Origin of the sequence: Micromonospora sp. WMMC273, from assembly GCF_027460285.1 — a bacterium.
Classification (GTDB): domain Bacteria; phylum Actinomycetota; class Actinomycetes; order Mycobacteriales; family Micromonosporaceae; genus Micromonospora; species Micromonospora aurantiaca.
This window is the reverse complement of record NZ_JAPZBE010000001.1, coordinates 910,601-924,376: the sequence shown is the minus strand read 5'-3', so window position 1 is coordinate 924,376 and position 13,776 is coordinate 910,601. Positions and strand designations below refer to the sequence as shown.

11 protein-coding genes are annotated in these 13,776 nt (G+C 74.6%); 1 reads left to right on the top strand and 10 read right to left on the bottom strand.

Annotated elements, in window-relative coordinates:
- Window positions 1-67: 67 nt before the first annotated feature.
- The 5 genes from O7611_RS04515 to ligA form a co-directional block, all read right to left on the bottom strand.
- Entirely contained in the window at window positions 68-1,219 is a 1,152-nt protein-coding gene (locus O7611_RS04515) for a putative Ig domain-containing protein (protein ID WP_269696266.1), read from the bottom strand.
- A gap of 192 nt (window positions 1,220-1,411) precedes the next feature.
- Window positions 1,412-2,887: an Asp-tRNA(Asn)/Glu-tRNA(Gln) amidotransferase subunit GatA gene (gatA, locus tag O7611_RS04510; protein ID WP_194799631.1), complete on the bottom strand. Its 1,476-nt coding sequence runs from the start codon at window positions 2,885-2,887 to the stop codon at window positions 1,412-1,414.
- Window positions 2,884-3,189, bottom strand: a complete 306-nt coding sequence (gene gatC / locus O7611_RS04505) for an Asp-tRNA(Asn)/Glu-tRNA(Gln) amidotransferase subunit GatC (RefSeq protein ID WP_013284468.1) — start codon at window positions 3,187-3,189, stop codon at window positions 2,884-2,886. Before gatC ends, gatA begins: the two co-directional genes overlap by 4 nt.
- A gap of 105 nt (window positions 3,190-3,294) precedes the next feature.
- Entirely contained in the window at window positions 3,295-5,829 is a 2,535-nt protein-coding gene (locus O7611_RS04500; RefSeq protein ID WP_269696265.1) for a putative bifunctional diguanylate cyclase/phosphodiesterase, read from the bottom strand.
- Between the two features lie 151 nt (window positions 5,830-5,980).
- Window positions 5,981-8,134: an NAD-dependent DNA ligase LigA gene (gene ligA / locus O7611_RS04495; RefSeq protein ID WP_370584872.1), complete on the bottom strand. Its 2,154-nt coding sequence runs from the start codon at window positions 8,132-8,134 to the stop codon at window positions 5,981-5,983.
- 183 nt (window positions 8,135-8,317) lie between these two features.
- On the opposite strand from ligA, the gene O7611_RS04490 reads away from it, so the two are divergent.
- Window positions 8,318-8,899 carry a type II toxin-antitoxin system PemK/MazF family toxin gene (locus O7611_RS04490; protein ID WP_194799628.1) on the top strand — a complete coding sequence of 194 codons (582 nt, stop codon included), beginning with the start codon at window positions 8,318-8,320 and terminating at the stop codon, window positions 8,897-8,899.
- A 9-nt stretch (window positions 8,900-8,908) separates the two neighbouring features.
- On the opposite strand, the gene O7611_RS04485 is transcribed toward O7611_RS04490, so the two are convergent.
- The 5 genes from O7611_RS04485 to O7611_RS04465 are packed head-to-tail and all read right to left on the bottom strand — an operon-like array spanning window position 8,909 to window position 13,718.
- Window positions 8,909-9,961 carry an ADP-ribosylglycohydrolase family protein gene (locus O7611_RS04485; RefSeq protein ID WP_269696264.1) on the bottom strand — a complete coding sequence of 351 codons (1,053 nt, stop codon included), beginning with the start codon at window positions 9,959-9,961 and terminating at the stop codon, window positions 8,909-8,911.
- A gap of 26 nt (window positions 9,962-9,987) precedes the next feature.
- Entirely contained in the window at window positions 9,988-10,356 is a 369-nt protein-coding gene (locus tag O7611_RS04480) for a VOC family protein (RefSeq protein ID WP_184682833.1), read from the bottom strand.
- Between the two features lie 37 nt (window positions 10,357-10,393).
- Complete coding sequence (locus tag O7611_RS04475) at window positions 10,394-11,398, bottom strand: methionine synthase (RefSeq protein ID WP_194799626.1); 1,005 nt, start codon at window positions 11,396-11,398, stop codon at window positions 10,394-10,396.
- 30 nt (window positions 11,399-11,428) lie between these two features.
- On the bottom strand, window positions 11,429-12,505 hold the full coding sequence (gene mnmA, locus O7611_RS04470; RefSeq protein ID WP_013284461.1) for a tRNA 2-thiouridine(34) synthase MnmA: 1,077 nt from the start codon (window positions 12,503-12,505) through the stop codon (window positions 11,429-11,431).
- A 37-nt stretch (window positions 12,506-12,542) separates the two neighbouring features.
- Window positions 12,543-13,718 (bottom strand): cysteine desulfurase family protein, encoded by a 1,176-nt coding sequence (locus tag O7611_RS04465; protein ID WP_269696263.1) that lies wholly within the window; start codon window positions 13,716-13,718, stop codon window positions 12,543-12,545.
- Between the last annotated feature and the right edge of the window lie 58 nt (window positions 13,719-13,776).

Here is a 13,776-nt window from a genome sequence, read left to right as displayed (position 1 = left end):
CACCCCGCTGCCGGGCTTCGAGATCACCGCGCGGGCCCCGCGACGGGGACCGGGCCCGGGCCGGGTGTCACTCGGGTGTGGTGAAGGTCCGCCGGCGGTTGTAGGCCAGAACGAGCAGGATGCCGCCGATGGAGAAGGCCACGACGCTCAGCAGCAGCAGGACGAGCGGCGAACCCGGTCCGGTGATCGGCAGCCACGCGCCGCTCACCTTCGACGGCGAGGGCGTCGGCTGGGGCGTCGCGGGGAGGCTGCTCTCCGACGGCGTGGCGGCCGGGTCGCTCGGCGTCGGCGTCGCAGTCGGGTCGTCCGGGTCGGGCGTCGAGCCGGTCGGGGAGGCCGTGGGGGTGGCCGGGGTGCGGGCGGCGACGGTCAGCGACACCTCCTTCGTGGCGCTGGTGCTGTACCCCTTCGCGCCGACGGTGAAGGCGAACGTACCGGCCTTGCTCGGGGTGCCGCTGAGCTTGCCCTTGTCGTCGAGGGTGAGGCCGTCCGGCAGGGCCCCGGCGGCCAGGGCGAACACGATGTCCGAGTCGCCGTCGGCGGTGAACCGGAAGGAGTACCGCTTTCCGACGGTGGCAGCGGGCGGTTCGCCGGAGGTGAACGCGGCCGCTGCCTCGGCGACGACGACAGTGGCGTTCTGCTCGTCGAAGCGGCCGTTCTTGTCGGTCATCCGTAACGTGAACGTGTACGTGCCCGGCGTGGTCGGCGCACCACCGAGCGACGTCCCCACCACGAGCATCCCCGTCGGCAGGCCGCCCGACACCACTGTCAACGAGTACGGCCCGGTGCCACCCGTCGCCTCGACGGTGTGGATCGCGTACACCCGGCCGAGGTACATGGGCGACCGGGGCTTGCCCGACGTGATGACGACATTCGGTTCGCGTACCTCGATCGTCGCCGTCTGCTCGTCGAAGAGGCCGTTCTTGTCGGTCATCCGCAGCGTGAACGTGTAGGTCCCCGGCGTGGTCGGCGCACCACCGAGCGACGTCCCCACCACGAGCATCCCCGTCGGCAGGCCGCCCGACACCACTGTCAACGAGTACGGCCCGGTGCCACCCGTCGCCTCGACGGTGTGGATCGCGTAGACCTGCCCGATCACCATCACCGACCGGGGCTTGCCCGACGTGATGGTGACGGTCTCGGTGGCGGCGGTAGCCGGTTGCGCGGCGGCCGGTTGACCGGCGCCCAGCAGCAACGCGACGACCATCGTCAGGGCCATGACCGGGCGAAGTGTCCCCATCGCACATCCAGCTCTCGGTCGGAACCGCTCGCGTCCGCCAGCGGGCCACAGTCCAGTCGAATCAGCAGACTCGGAGTCTATTCGACCAGTGCCAGTGACCCCGGGCAATCCACTGATCGGTGATCACCGTGTCGGTACGGAGGCGGCCGGGCCGCCTCCGTACCGCTTGGTTCAGAGCGCCGGCGGGGTGAGCGTGCCGACGGCGCCCTCCAGCGCGGCCGCGACCCGGTACATCCGGTCGTCGGCCATCGTCGGCGCCATGATCTGGAAGCCGACCGGGAGCCCGTCGGACAGGCCGCACGGCACCGAGATGGCCGGGCCGCCGTACAGGTTCGTCGGGATGGTGAACAGGTCGGCCAGGTACATCTGGTACGGGTCGGCGGTACGCGAACCGATCGGGAACGCCACGAACGGCGTGGTCGGCGAGATCAGCGCATCGACCTGCTCGAACGCGCTGGTGAAGTCCCGAGTGATGAGCGTGCGGACCTTCTGCGCCTGGCCGTAGTAGGCGTCGTAGTAGCCCGACGAGAGCGCGTACGTGCCGATCATGATGCGGCGCTTGACCTCGGGGCCGAAGCCGGCCTCGCGGGTCAGCGACATGACCTCCTCCAGCGACCGGTTGCCGTCGTCGCCGACCCGCAGGCCGAACCGGACGCCGTCGAACCGGGCCAGGTTGGAGGAGCACTCGCTGGGCGCGATCAGGTAGTACGCCGGCAGCGCGTACTTGAAGTGCGGGCAGGAGACCTCGACGATCTCGGCGCCCAGCTTCGCCAGCGCCTCGGCCGCGTCGCGGAACGCGGCCATCACGCCCGGCTCCGCGCCCTCACCGGTGAACTCGGTGACCACGCCGAGCTTCACGCCGGTCAGGTCACCGGTGGCGCCGAGCCGCGCCGCGGCCACCACGTCCGGCGCCGGGGCCGGGATCGAGGTGGAGTCGCGCGGGTCGTGACCGCCGATCACCTGGTGCAGCAACGCGGCGTCGAGCACGGTACGCGCGCACGGGCCGGGCGTGTCCAGCGAGGACGAGAACGCGACCAGGCCGTAGCGGGAGGTGCCGCCGTAGGTGGGCTTCGCGCCGACGGTGCCGGTGACCGCGCCGGGCTGGCGGATCGAGCCGCCGGTGTCCGAGCCGATCGACAGCGGTGCCTCGTACGCGGCCAGCGCCGCCGCGCTGCCACCGCCGGAGCCGCCCGGAATCCGCTCCAGGTCCCACGGGTTACGGGTCGGCCCGTACGCGGAGTATTCGGTGGAGGAGCCCATCGCGAACTCGTCCATGTTCGTCTTGCCGAGCATCACCGTGCCGGCGTCGCGCAGCCGCTCGACGATCGTCGAGTCGTACGGCGGGCGCCAGCCCTCCAGGATCTTCGACCCGACGGTGGTCGGTACGCCCTTGGTGGTGAGCACGTCCTTCACCGCGACCGGCACACCGGCGAGCGGGCCCAGCTCCGCACCGGCGGCGCGGCGCTCGTCCACGGCACGCGCGGCGGCCAGCGCTCCCTCGGTGTCGACGTGCAGGAACGCGTGCACCCGGTCGTCGACGGCGCCGATGCGGTCCAGGTGGGCCTGGGTGACCTCGACCGCGGAGGTCTCGCCGCTCGCCACCAGCCCGGCGATCTCCACGGCGCTCAGCTTCGTCAGCTCGCTCATGAGGCCACATCCTCGTCCAGGATCCGCGGGACGCGGAACCGCTGCTCCTCGGCGTCGGGGGCGCCCGACAGCGCCTCCTGCGGGGTCAGACCCGGCCGCACCACGTCCTCGCGGAGCACGTTCGTCAGCGGCACGGAGTGGGACGTCGGCGGGATGTCCGCCGCGGCGACCTCGCCGACCTGCGCGACCGACTGGAGGATCACATCCAGCTGGCCGGCGAAGGTGTCCAGTTCCTCCTCCGTGACGGCGAGCCGCGACAGTCGCGCGAGGTGCGCGACCTCCTCGCGGGAGATGGCGGCCATCAGTGCCCCCTTCGTGGCTGTCCTGAGACGTCTGCGGTGGACCGGCCGCGCGTGCGGGCGTGCTCGATGACGCGCGGTGACCGGAGCGAGTCTATTGTCCCGCCGTCACGACGACGCCTTCGACTCCCCCTCCGGCGCCGGACCGCCGCGGCCCACCGCCTCCGCCGGACGCACCGGACGGTAGCGGGACAGCCAGGCCACCAGGTCCTCAGCCGGCATCGGCCGGGCGTGGAACCAGCCCTGCGCCACGTCGCACCCGGCGGCGTGCAGCAGCCGCCAGGTGCGCTCGTCCTCCACGCCCTCGGCGACCACCCGCAGCCCGAGCGCGCCGGCCAGCTCGATCATCGAGCGGACGATCGCCGCGTCGTCCGGGTCCTCGGCCATTCCGAGGACGAACGACCTGTCCACCTTCACCTCGGACAGCGGGAGCCGGCGCAGGTGCTGCAGCGACGAGTAGCCGGTGCCGAAGTCGTCCAGCGCGATGCCGACGCCGATGCGGTGCAACTGGGTGATGCTGGCGAGCACCCGCCGCGGGTCGGCCATCAGCGCGCCCTCGGTGATCTCCACCTGGAGGCGCTCGGGCGGCACGCCGTACCGGGTCAGCCGGTCGGCGATCTGGTCGGCGATCTCGCCGGTGTGCAGGTCCCGGACGCTGACGTTGAGCGCGGCCCGCAGCGTGAGCCCGGCCGCAGACCACTTGGCGAGCTGCTCCACCACGTCGTCGACCACGCGGCGGGTGAGCAGCCGCATCACCGCGCTCTGCTCGGCGACCTGGATCAGCTCGCCCGGGTCGACCATGCCCCGGCGCGGGTGCCGCCAGCGCAGCAGCGCCTCGACGCCCACCACCTCGCCGGTGGCGATGGCGATCTGCGGCTGGTAGTACATGGTGATCTCGCCCGGGTGCCCGGCCTGCTCGTCCGCCTCAGCCGCGGTGCTCCCGTCGGCGGTCGGCCCGATGACGCCCGGCGCGCCGGTGCTCACGGCCGCCTCCGCGTCCTGGGTGACGTCGGCGTCGGCGGTCTCCGGCGCGAACTCCGCGTCGCCGACCAGGAGCGGACCCGCACCCGGTCCGGCGCCGGCCCGGGCGGCCCGGCGGCGGATCGGGTCGGCGCGGGTGAGGATCTGCTCGATCAGGTCGTCGTCGTGCCGCTCCTCCGCGCGGTCGCGGCGGCGCCGCAGCCACCGGTTCGGCCCGTCACCGGACCGTCCCCGGCCGCCCTCGCGCGCCGGCCGCTGGTTGCGGGCCGGGCGGTCGGCCCGCACCGGCAGCGCCGGGGTCAGGGCCGCGCCGTCACCCCCGCGTACGCCGACCGTCTCCCCGCCCTGCGCGGACGGGCCGGACTCCAGCACCCGGCGCAGGTCGGCCAGCAGACTGAGGCGCTCGGCCGAGTTGTGGTCGGACTCCGGCGCGTACACCGCCACCGTGTCGTTGCGGTGCTTCGCGTCGTACATGGCCACGTCGGCGTGACGCATCAGGGTGGCGAAGTCCTCGCCGTGGTCCGGGTAGAGCGCGATGCCGATGGCGCCGCCCACGTCCAGCGGCAGCCCGTCCAGCGGCACCGGTTCGGCGAGCGCGGCGACCACCCGGCCGGCCCGCTCGCGGGCCTGGTCGATGTCGGTGAGCCGGGGTACGACGATGGCGAACTCGTCGCCGCCGAGCCGCGCCACCATGTCACCGGCGCCCACAGCGCCCATCAGCCGGGCGCTCACCTCGACCAGCAGGCGATCCCCCACCGCGTGCCCGAGCGCGTCGTTGACGTGCTTGAACCGGTCGAGGTCGAGCAGCAGCAGCGCCAGGTGCGCGTCCGGCGCGCCCCGGGCGGCCCGCTCGCCGTGCAGGTGCACCTGCTCGGCCACCTCGGTGAGCAGCGCCTTGCGGTTGGGCAGCCCGGTGAGCGGGTCCACGTCGGCGAGCTGTTCCCGCTCCTCGGAGAGCCGGGCCATCCGGTAGACGGCGAACAGCGGCACCAGCACCAGCGGGATCAGCGCCGCGCTGGCCCGGGCCGCGGCCACCAGCACCGGCGCGAGCAGCAGCAGCGAACCGGTGGACAGCAGCTCGTACGCCAGGCCGCTGCGGACGCTGGGCCACCACCTGTCGCCGAAACGCAGCCGGACCGCGGAGCTGACCAGCCCGTAGTTGACCACGAACCAGGCGAGCGTCGCGCCGCCCACCGCCGCCACGTCGGTCCAGTGCAGCCGGCCTCCGCCGAACAGCTCGCCCGGACCGAGCCGGGTGACCGCGTACGCGGCGGCGAGCGCGCACGCGTACTGCGCGGCGTTGAAGCCGGTGCGCCAGGGGGCGTACCCGAGTCGCCAGCCGCTGACCGCCACGGCGACGGCCTGCACCGCGACAGCCGGGCCGAAGCCCCAGCCGAGCAGGATCGCGAAGGTGAAGCAGGTCGACGGGAACACCGCAGACGTCTGCCGGCGGCCGGGCGGGACGAACGGGCGGGCGTCGCAGGCGACGGCGAGCACCGCCATCGTCCAGAACGCGGCCGGCAGCTCGGTCAGCCGGTCGGTGAGCGCGACGAGCGGCCCGGCCGAGACCAGCAGAGCGACCGCGCCGATCGCGGCGACGAAGCCGAAGAACGGCCCGCTCCGCCCGGGCGGGACGGAGTTACGCGGGTCGCCGGTCTCCATCGCACCTCCCGGGGAACGTCCTGGCGCGCGCCGTCACGCGTCGTACGCCAATGAAACGCCCTCCGAGGCGATTTCCCCGACACGACAGTCACGAATCGGTCGGAGTCGTAATTAACTTGGTATCCGCCGGACGAAAGCTGTGACCAGCCTGTCAGTCCTCCACCCGGGCCACCTCGCGGGCCGCCTCCGGGCCGGAGTCGAGCAGCACCCGGAAGCCGTCCTCGTCGAGGATCGGCAGTTTCAGGGTGGCGGCCTTGTCGGCCTTGGAGCCGGGGTTGTCGCCGACCACCACGAAACCCGTCTTCTTGGAGACCGAGCCGGTCACCTTGCCGCCCCGGACCTGGATCGCCTCGGCCGCCTGGTCGCGGCTGAACCCGCTCAGCGTGCCGGTGACCACCACAGTGACGCCGTCGAGCGGTCGCGGCCCCTCGTCGGCGGCCTCCTCGGCCATCCGGACGCCCGCCTCGGCCCACTTGCGCACCACGTCGCGGTGCCAGTCGACGGCGAACCACTCCTTCACGCTCGCGGCGATGGTCGGGCCGACGCCGTCCACGGAGGACAGCTCCTCCTCACCGGCGGCCTCGATCGCGGCGACCGAGCGGAAGTGCCGGGCGAGCGCCTGGGCGGCGGTCGGGCCGACGTGCCGGATGGACAGCGCCACCAGCACGCGCCACAGGTCGCGTTCCTTGGCCTCGGCGAGGTTCTCGAGCAGCTTGGTGGCGTTGCTGCCCAGGCTGCCGTCCTTGTTGACGAAGAACGGCGACCGGCTCAACTGCTCGGCGTCGAGCTGGAACAGGTCGCCCTCGTTGGTGATGATCTGGGCGTCCAGAAGCGCCGCCGCGCCCCTCTCGCCGAGCACCTCGATGTCGAGCACCTTGCGGCTGGCCAGGTAGAAGACCCGCTCGCGGATCTGACCGGGGCAGGCGCGCCCGTTGGGGCAGCGGATGTCGACGTCGCTCTCCTTGGCCGGCGCGAGCGGGGTGCCGCAGGCCGGGCAGGTGGTCGGCATGACGAACGGGCGGGCGTCGGCCGGGCGCAACTCGACCACCGGGCCGAGCACCTCGGGGATCACGTCGCCGGCCTTGCGCAGCACCACCGTGTCGCCGATGAGCACGCCCTTGCGCTCGACCTCGCGGGCGTTGTGCAGGGTGGCGTAGGCGACGGTGGAGCCGGCCACCCGGACCGGTTCGAGCACGGCGCGCGGGGTGACCCGGCCGGTGCGCCCGACCTCCACCTCGATGTCGAGCAGCTTGGTGTTCACCTCCTCCGGCGGATATTTGAAGGCGATCGCCCAGCGGGGCGCGCGGCTGGTCGAGCCGAGGCGGCCCTGGATGGAGACCGGGTCGACCTTGACCACCACGCCGTCGATCTCGTGCTCGACGTCGTGCCGGTGCTTGCCGTAGTAGGCGATGTAGTCAGCGACGCCGGCCAGGTCGTCCACCACCCGCCACCGGTCGCTGGTGGGCAGCCCCCACGCCTTGAGCGCGGCGTACGACTCGGACTGCGCGGCCGGCCGGAACCCGGTGCGCGCGCCGATGCCGTGCACCACAAGGCGCAGCGGGCGGGAGGCGGTCACCCGGGGGTCCTTCTGCCGCAGGCTGCCGGCGGCGGCGTTGCGCGGGTTGGCGAACGGCGCCTTGCCCTGCTCGACCAGGCTCGCGTTCAGGTCGGCGAACGCGGCCACCGGGAAGTAGATCTCGCCGCGCACCTCCAGGAGATCGGGCACGTCGGGGAAGTCGTCGGCCGGGGTCAGCCGGGCCGGCACACCCTTGATGCTGCGCACGTTGGCGGTGACGTCCTCGCCGGTGCGGCCGTCGCCCCGGGTGGCCGCGCGCACCAGCCGGCCCTTGGAGTAGGTGAGGTTGATGGCGAGCCCGTCGACCTTCAGCTCGCACAGGTAGGGCACCGGGCCGCCGGCGTCCCGCTCGACCCGCTCGGACCAGGCGGCCAGTTCCTCGTCGGCGAAGGCGTTGTCGAGCGAGAGCATCCGCTCGGCGTGCGCGACCGGGGTGAAGTCGGTGGAGAAGGTGCCGCCGACCCGCTGGGTGGGTGAGTCGGGGGTGCGCAGCGCCGGGTATTCGGCCTCCAGCGCCTCCAGCTCCCGCAGCTGCTCGTCGAACTCGGCGTCGGTGACGGTCGGCGCGTCGAGGACGTAGTAGCGGTACTGGTGTTCGGTCAGCTCCTGGCTGAGCGTGGCGTGCCGCTCCCGGGCCGCCGGGGTCGGCTCGGCGCCGGCCGCCGCGTCCTGGGCCGCGTCGACCGCTGGGGGAACCGCTTCTTCGGACACGCCGCCGCCTTCGGACACCGCTGTCGACCTCCCGTGTTGGTGCTACCCGAGAACCGTAGCGGTCGGCTGTGACAGCCGTCCGGTCACCTGCGCCGAGCAGGGCGGACCGGTGCCCGCCGCGCCACCCGGGCGGGTCCGCCGCGGCCGTGCGACGATCGCGTCGGCGGTAGTGGGCGACAACGGTCGGAAGGCGGGCGGCGGATGCGCGACGGGGTGATCTGGGCGCTGGTGATCGTGGCCTGCGTCGCGGCCGGCTGGCTGTGGAACGAGTGGCGCCGCCGCGCGGCCGACCGCGCCGCCGGCACGCGCGGCCGGGCCGACGGGCGGCGGGACACCGGGCGTGGCGGCCGGACCGGCACCGACCGGCCCGGCGGAGGGCGCGGCGACGAGCGGGCCGGCACCGGGCCACGGGGTGACCGCGCCGGCGCGGCGCCGAGGCCCCGGGGCGCCGGGCGGGACCGGGACGAGCCGCGCCCCGGGGAGATCTGGTGGGCCGACGTGCCGTACGCCGACGGGACCGGTTCGAAGGTGCGTCCCTGTCTGGTGCTGCGGGTCGACGGCGGGGACGCCGAGGTACTGAAGATCACCAGCCAGGACAAGTCGGACCGGGACGACCACCTGCCGATCCCGACCCGGGACTGGGATCCGGGCGCCGACCACGACAGCTACCTCGACGTGAGCGAGCCGATCCCGGTGCCGCTGGGCGCGTTCGCCGACCGGGCCGGCACCTGCGACCCGGACCTGTGGCGTGGTGTCCGGCGGCTGAGCCACCTCGCCGGCTGAGCGAGCGCGTCACCCCTCGCCGCGGGAGCCGCCGCCGGACGCCTCCCCGTCGAACGCGGCGGCGAGCGCGGTGAGCTGACCGGCGTACTCGATCCGGCCGGCCCACCCGGCGGGCCAGGCGGCGATGCCGTACGCGGCGCCGACGAACGCGCCGGCCAGCGCGGCGATGGAGTCCGAGTCACCGGCCGTGGTGGCGCCCCGGGCCAGCGCGCCGACCGGGTCGTCGCGGTGGCGCAGCGCGCAGAGCAACGCGGTGGCGAGCGCCTCCTCGGCGATCCACCCCTCGCCGGTGAGCCGGCACGGGTCGCCGCCGTCGTCCGGGCGGGCCAGCGCCGCCTCCAGCCGGCCGAGCACGCGCAGGCAGTCGTCCCAGCCCCGGGCGACGAACTCGGCCGCGCTGCTCTCGCCGGGCCGCTGCCACAGGTCACCGAGCCAGTCGTCGCGGTAGACCGTGCGCTGCTCCCGGGCCCGATCGGTGAGCAGGCCGGGCAGTTCCGGCAGCGCAGCGCCGTCGCGCAGCAGCCGGACCGCGTACGCGGTCAGCTCGCTCGCCGCCAGCCCGGTCGGATGGCCGTGGGTGAGGCCGGCCTGGAGCTGGGCCAGCCCGGCCATCGTGTCCAGGTCGACGTCGAGCAGCCCGACCGGGGTGACGCGCATGTTAGCGCCGCAGCCCTTCGAGCCGGCGACAGTGGCCTCCTGCCAGCGGGCACCCCGGGCCAGCTCGGCGCAGGCCCGCAGGCAGGTCATGCCGGGGGCGCGGTTGTTCTCCGGGCTGATGGACCAGTCGACGAAGCGCTGCCGCAGCAGCGGCTCCACCGCCTCGGCCGTGTACGCGGGCGCGTCGTACAGCGCCCACGCCACGGCGAGCGCCATCTGGGTGTCGTCGGTGACCAGGGCCGGGTCGCCGGTCAGCTCGCGCGGACCGGCCGGACCGTAGCGGCGGACGATCTCGGTGACGGTGAGGAACTCGGTCGGCTTGCCCAGGGCGTCGCCGTAGGCCAGGCCGAACAGCGAACCGGCGGCGCGGCCGGTGGCGGTGGAGGCGGTCACGGTGGCGATCATGCCCCCACCACGCAAGCCGGGGAAGATCAGTCCCAGCAGAGGCAGAACGGGTGGCCGGCCGGGTCGGCGTAGACCCGGAAGCCCTCCCCCTCGCCCGGTAGCCGCCGCGCGCCGAGCGCCAGCGCCGCCTTCTCGGCCGCCTCGATGTCGTCGACTGTCACGTCGAGGTGGAACTGCTGCGGCCGGGCCGGGTCGGGCCAGTCGGGGGCGCGCAGGCCCGGCGCCCGTTGGAAGGCCACCCGTGGCTGGTGCCCGGGTGGACCGCCGAGCACCACCCACTCGTCGCCGTCGGAGTTCTCCTCCACCAGCGGCAGGCCGAGCAGCTCGGAGTAGAAGGCGGCGAGCGCGTGCGGATCGGGGCAGTCGATCACTGTGGAACGCAGTCGTCCAATCATGCCGGTCATCGTGCCCGGCGGGTACGACGGAAAAACGTCAGTCCTCGGCGAGCCGCCGGCCCGCGTCGCGGCAGGCGGTGAGCACCGCGCGGGCGTACCCCGGGGTGGCGCCGGCCAGGCCGCACGCGGGAGTGACCACCACCTGCTCGGCCAGCCGGCGGCGAGGGAAGCCGAGCTGGTCCCAGACCCGCCGCACCCGGTCGGCGACCTGGGCCGACGTCGGCGCCCGGCCGGACGGCGGCGGCAGCGTCGGCGCGGCGCCGGCCAGCAGCCCGAGCCCGGCGTCGATCGCCTCGCCGAGCGGGTCGAGGTCGGTGACCAGCGACAGGTCGAGCGCGACGCCTGCCGCACCGGCGGAGCGGATCAGCTCCAGCGGTACGTCCGGCGCGCAGCAGTGCACGAGCGCCGGTACGCCGGCCGCCTCGATCACGTCGCGCAGCAGCGCCCGCGCCACCTCGGTCTCCACCGGACGGTGGGTGCCGAGGCCGCTCTCGGTGGGCACCCGCCCGGCCAGCACCGCCGGCAGGGACGGCTCGTCGAGCTGGAGCAGCACCGAGGCGCGGGGCAGCCGCCGGGTCACCGCCTCGACGTGCCCGCGCAGCCCTTCGCCGAGCGAACCGGCGAGGTCGCGTACCGCGCCGGGGTCGCGCAGCATCCGGCCGCCGATCGGCAGCTCCAGCGCGGCGGCCAGGGTGAACGGCCCGGCGGCCTGGACCTTGACCGGGCCGGCGTACTCCTCGGCCTGCTCGGCCAGCTGGTCGAGGTCGCGTTCCATCAGGTCGCGGGCGCGGCGCAGGTCCCGGCCGGGGCGCGGGGCGATGCGCCAGCGGGCCGCGTACAGCTCGACAGGCAGTTCGACGAGCAGGCCGGCGCTGCGGCCGACGAGGTCCGCGCCCGGCCCTCGGGCGGGCAGTTCGGGCAGGTGCGGCAGGGCGGGCAGCTCGCCGAGCACGATCCGCTGCGCCTCGGCGATGTCGGTGCCGGGCAGCGACCCGATCCCGGTCGCCGCGCCGGTGGGCCAGGGCCACGCCTGCTCAGTCACGGCCGCAGCCTATCCGCTGCCCGTACGAGGTCAGGCGGCGGTGATGGTGGCGGAGCCGAGGACCACGTCGCCGGCCGGGTCCGGCCGGTAGGCCACGATCGCCTGGCCGGCGGCGACACCGCGGACCGGGCGGCGCAGCGACGCGCGCAGGCCGTCGGCGTCGACCTCGACGGCGGCCGGCACCACGTCGCCGTGGGCCCGCAGCTGCACCTCGCACTCGACCGGCCCGTCCGGGCGTGGCCCGCCGGTCCACACCGGGCGCGTGGCGCGCACGTCCGAGACCTCCAGCGCCTCGGCCGGGCCGACGGTCACCGTGTTGGTGGTCGGGGTGATGGACAGCACGTAGCGGGGGCGGCCGTCCGGCGCCGGGCGGTCCAGGTGCAGGCCGCGCCGCTGCCCGACGGTGTACTGGTAGGCGCCGCTGTGGCTGCCCACCACCGCGCCGGTGAGCGCGTCCACCACCTGGCCCGGCGCCTCACCGAGCCGCTCCGCGAGGAAGCCGCGGGTGTCGCCGTCGGCGATGAAGCAGATGTCGTGCGAGTCGGGCTTGTCGGCCACCGCCAGGCCGCGCCGGGCGGCCTCCGCGCGCACCTCGGCCTTCGTCGAGTCGCCCAGCGGGAAGATCGACCGGTCGAGCTGCGCGCGGGTCAGCACCGCCAGCACGTACGACTGGTCCTTGGCCGCGTCGACGCTGCGCCGCAGAAGGCCGTCGGCGCCGAGCCGGGCGTGGTGGCCGGTCACCACCGCGTCGAAGCCCAGGGCCACGGCCCGGTCCAGCACCGCGGCGAACTTGATCTTCTCGTTGCAGCGCAGGCAGGGATTCGGGGTACGACCGGCGGCGTACTCGGCCACGAAGTCGTCCACCACGTCGTCGTGGAACCGGTCGGCCATGTCCCACACGTAGAACGGGATGCCGAGCACGTCGGCGGCGCGCCGGGCGTCCCGGGAGTCCTCCAGCGTGCAGCAGCCCCGGGCGCCGGTGCGGTACGTCTGCGGGTTACGGGCCAGCGCCAGGTGCACGCCTGTCACGTCGTGCCCGGCCTCCACCGCCCGTGCCGCCGCGACGGCGGAGTCCACCCCGCCCGACATCGCCGCCAGAACCCTCACCGGCCCACTCCCCTCGTCCTCACCGAGGGTATCCGGGTCAGCGGGGCGTACGGAGGGCGGCCGCGCGGCGGGCGCGCTCCACCGCCGCCGGAAGCGCGGCGATCAGCGCGTCCACGTCCGCGCCGGTGCTCGTGTGGCCGAGCGTGAAGCGCAGCGAGGACCGGGCCCGGTCGTCGTCGGCACCCATCGCCAGCAGGACGTGCGAGGGCTGCGCCACCCCGGCGGAGCAGGCCGACCCGGTCGAGCAGGCGATGCCCTGGGCGTCCAGGAGCAGCAGCAGCGCGTCCCCCTCGCAGCCGGGGAACGAGAAGTGCGCGTTGCCGGGGAGCCGATCGGCCGGGTCGCCGTTGAAGATCACTTCGGGGACGGCCTGCCGGACCCGCTCGACCAGTTCGTCGCGCAGCGCGGCGACGCGGGCCGCGTACTCCTGCTGGCCCTTCACCGCGGCCTCGACGGCGACCGCGAAGGCGACGATGCCCGCGGTGTCGAGCGTCCCGGACCGCACGTCACGCTCCTGGCCGCCGCCGTGCAGCAGCGGGGTGGCCGCCACGTCGCGGGCCAGCAGCAGCGCACCCACGCCGGCCGGGCCGCCGAGCTTGTGCCCGGTCACGGTGAGCGCCGACACGCCGCTGGCGGCGAAGTCGACAGGTACCTGCCCGACCGCCTGGATGGCGTCGGTGTGGAACGGCACCCCGTGCTCGGCGGCGACGGCGGCCAGCTCGGCCACCGGCTGGACGGTGCCCACCTCGTTGTTCGCCCACATGGCGGTGACCACAGCGACGCGCTCGCCGTGCTCGGCCAGCTCGGCGCGCAGGCGTTCCGGGTCGATCCGCCCGGCCGCGTCGACCGGCAGCCGGCCGACCTCCGCGCCCTCGTGCTCGACCAGCCAGTCCACCGCGTCGAGGACGGCGTGGTGCTCGACCGCGCTGGAGACCACCCGGACCCGCTCGGCCCGGCCGGCGCGACGGGCCCAGAAGACGCCCTTCACGGCGAGGTTGTCGCTCTCCGTACCGCCGCCGGTGAAGATCACCTCGGAGGGGCGGGCACCGAGCGCGGCGGCCACCCGCTCGCGGGACTCCTCCACCCGTCGCCGGGCCCGGCGACCCGCCGCGTGCAACGACGACGCGTTGCCCACCTCGCGGGCGACGGCGACGTACGCCTCGAGTGCCTCGTCCAGCATCGGGGTCGTCGCCGCGTGATCAAGGTATGCCATCACGGTTCAGCCTAACGGCCTGCGTACCCGGCGCCGGGGGCCGGACCGCCCCGTCCCA

Coding starts and splice junctions, on each gene's coding strand:
- gatA (WP_194799631.1), bottom strand. CDS start 2,887: ATGAGCGAGCTGACGAAGCTGAGCGCCGTGGAGATCGCCGGGCTGGTG.
- O7611_RS04515 (WP_269696266.1), bottom strand. CDS start 1,219: ATGGCCCTGACGATGGTCGTCGCGTTGCTGCTGGGCGCCGGTCAACCG.
- gatC (WP_013284468.1), bottom strand. CDS start 3,189: ATGGCCGCCATCTCCCGCGAGGAGGTCGCGCACCTCGCGCGACTGTCG.
- O7611_RS04485 (WP_269696264.1), bottom strand. CDS start 9,961: ATGATCGCCACCGTGACCGCCTCCACCGCCACCGGCCGCGCCGCCGGT.
- O7611_RS04465 (WP_269696263.1), bottom strand. CDS start 13,718: ATGGCATACCTTGATCACGCGGCGACGACCCCGATGCTGGACGAGGCA.
- O7611_RS04490 (WP_194799628.1), top strand. CDS start 8,318: ATGCGCGACGGGGTGATCTGGGCGCTGGTGATCGTGGCCTGCGTCGCG.
- O7611_RS04480 (WP_184682833.1), bottom strand. CDS start 10,356: ATGATTGGACGACTGCGTTCCACAGTGATCGACTGCCCCGATCCGCAC.
- O7611_RS04500 (WP_269696265.1), bottom strand. CDS start 5,829: ATGGAGACCGGCGACCCGCGTAACTCCGTCCCGCCCGGGCGGAGCGGG.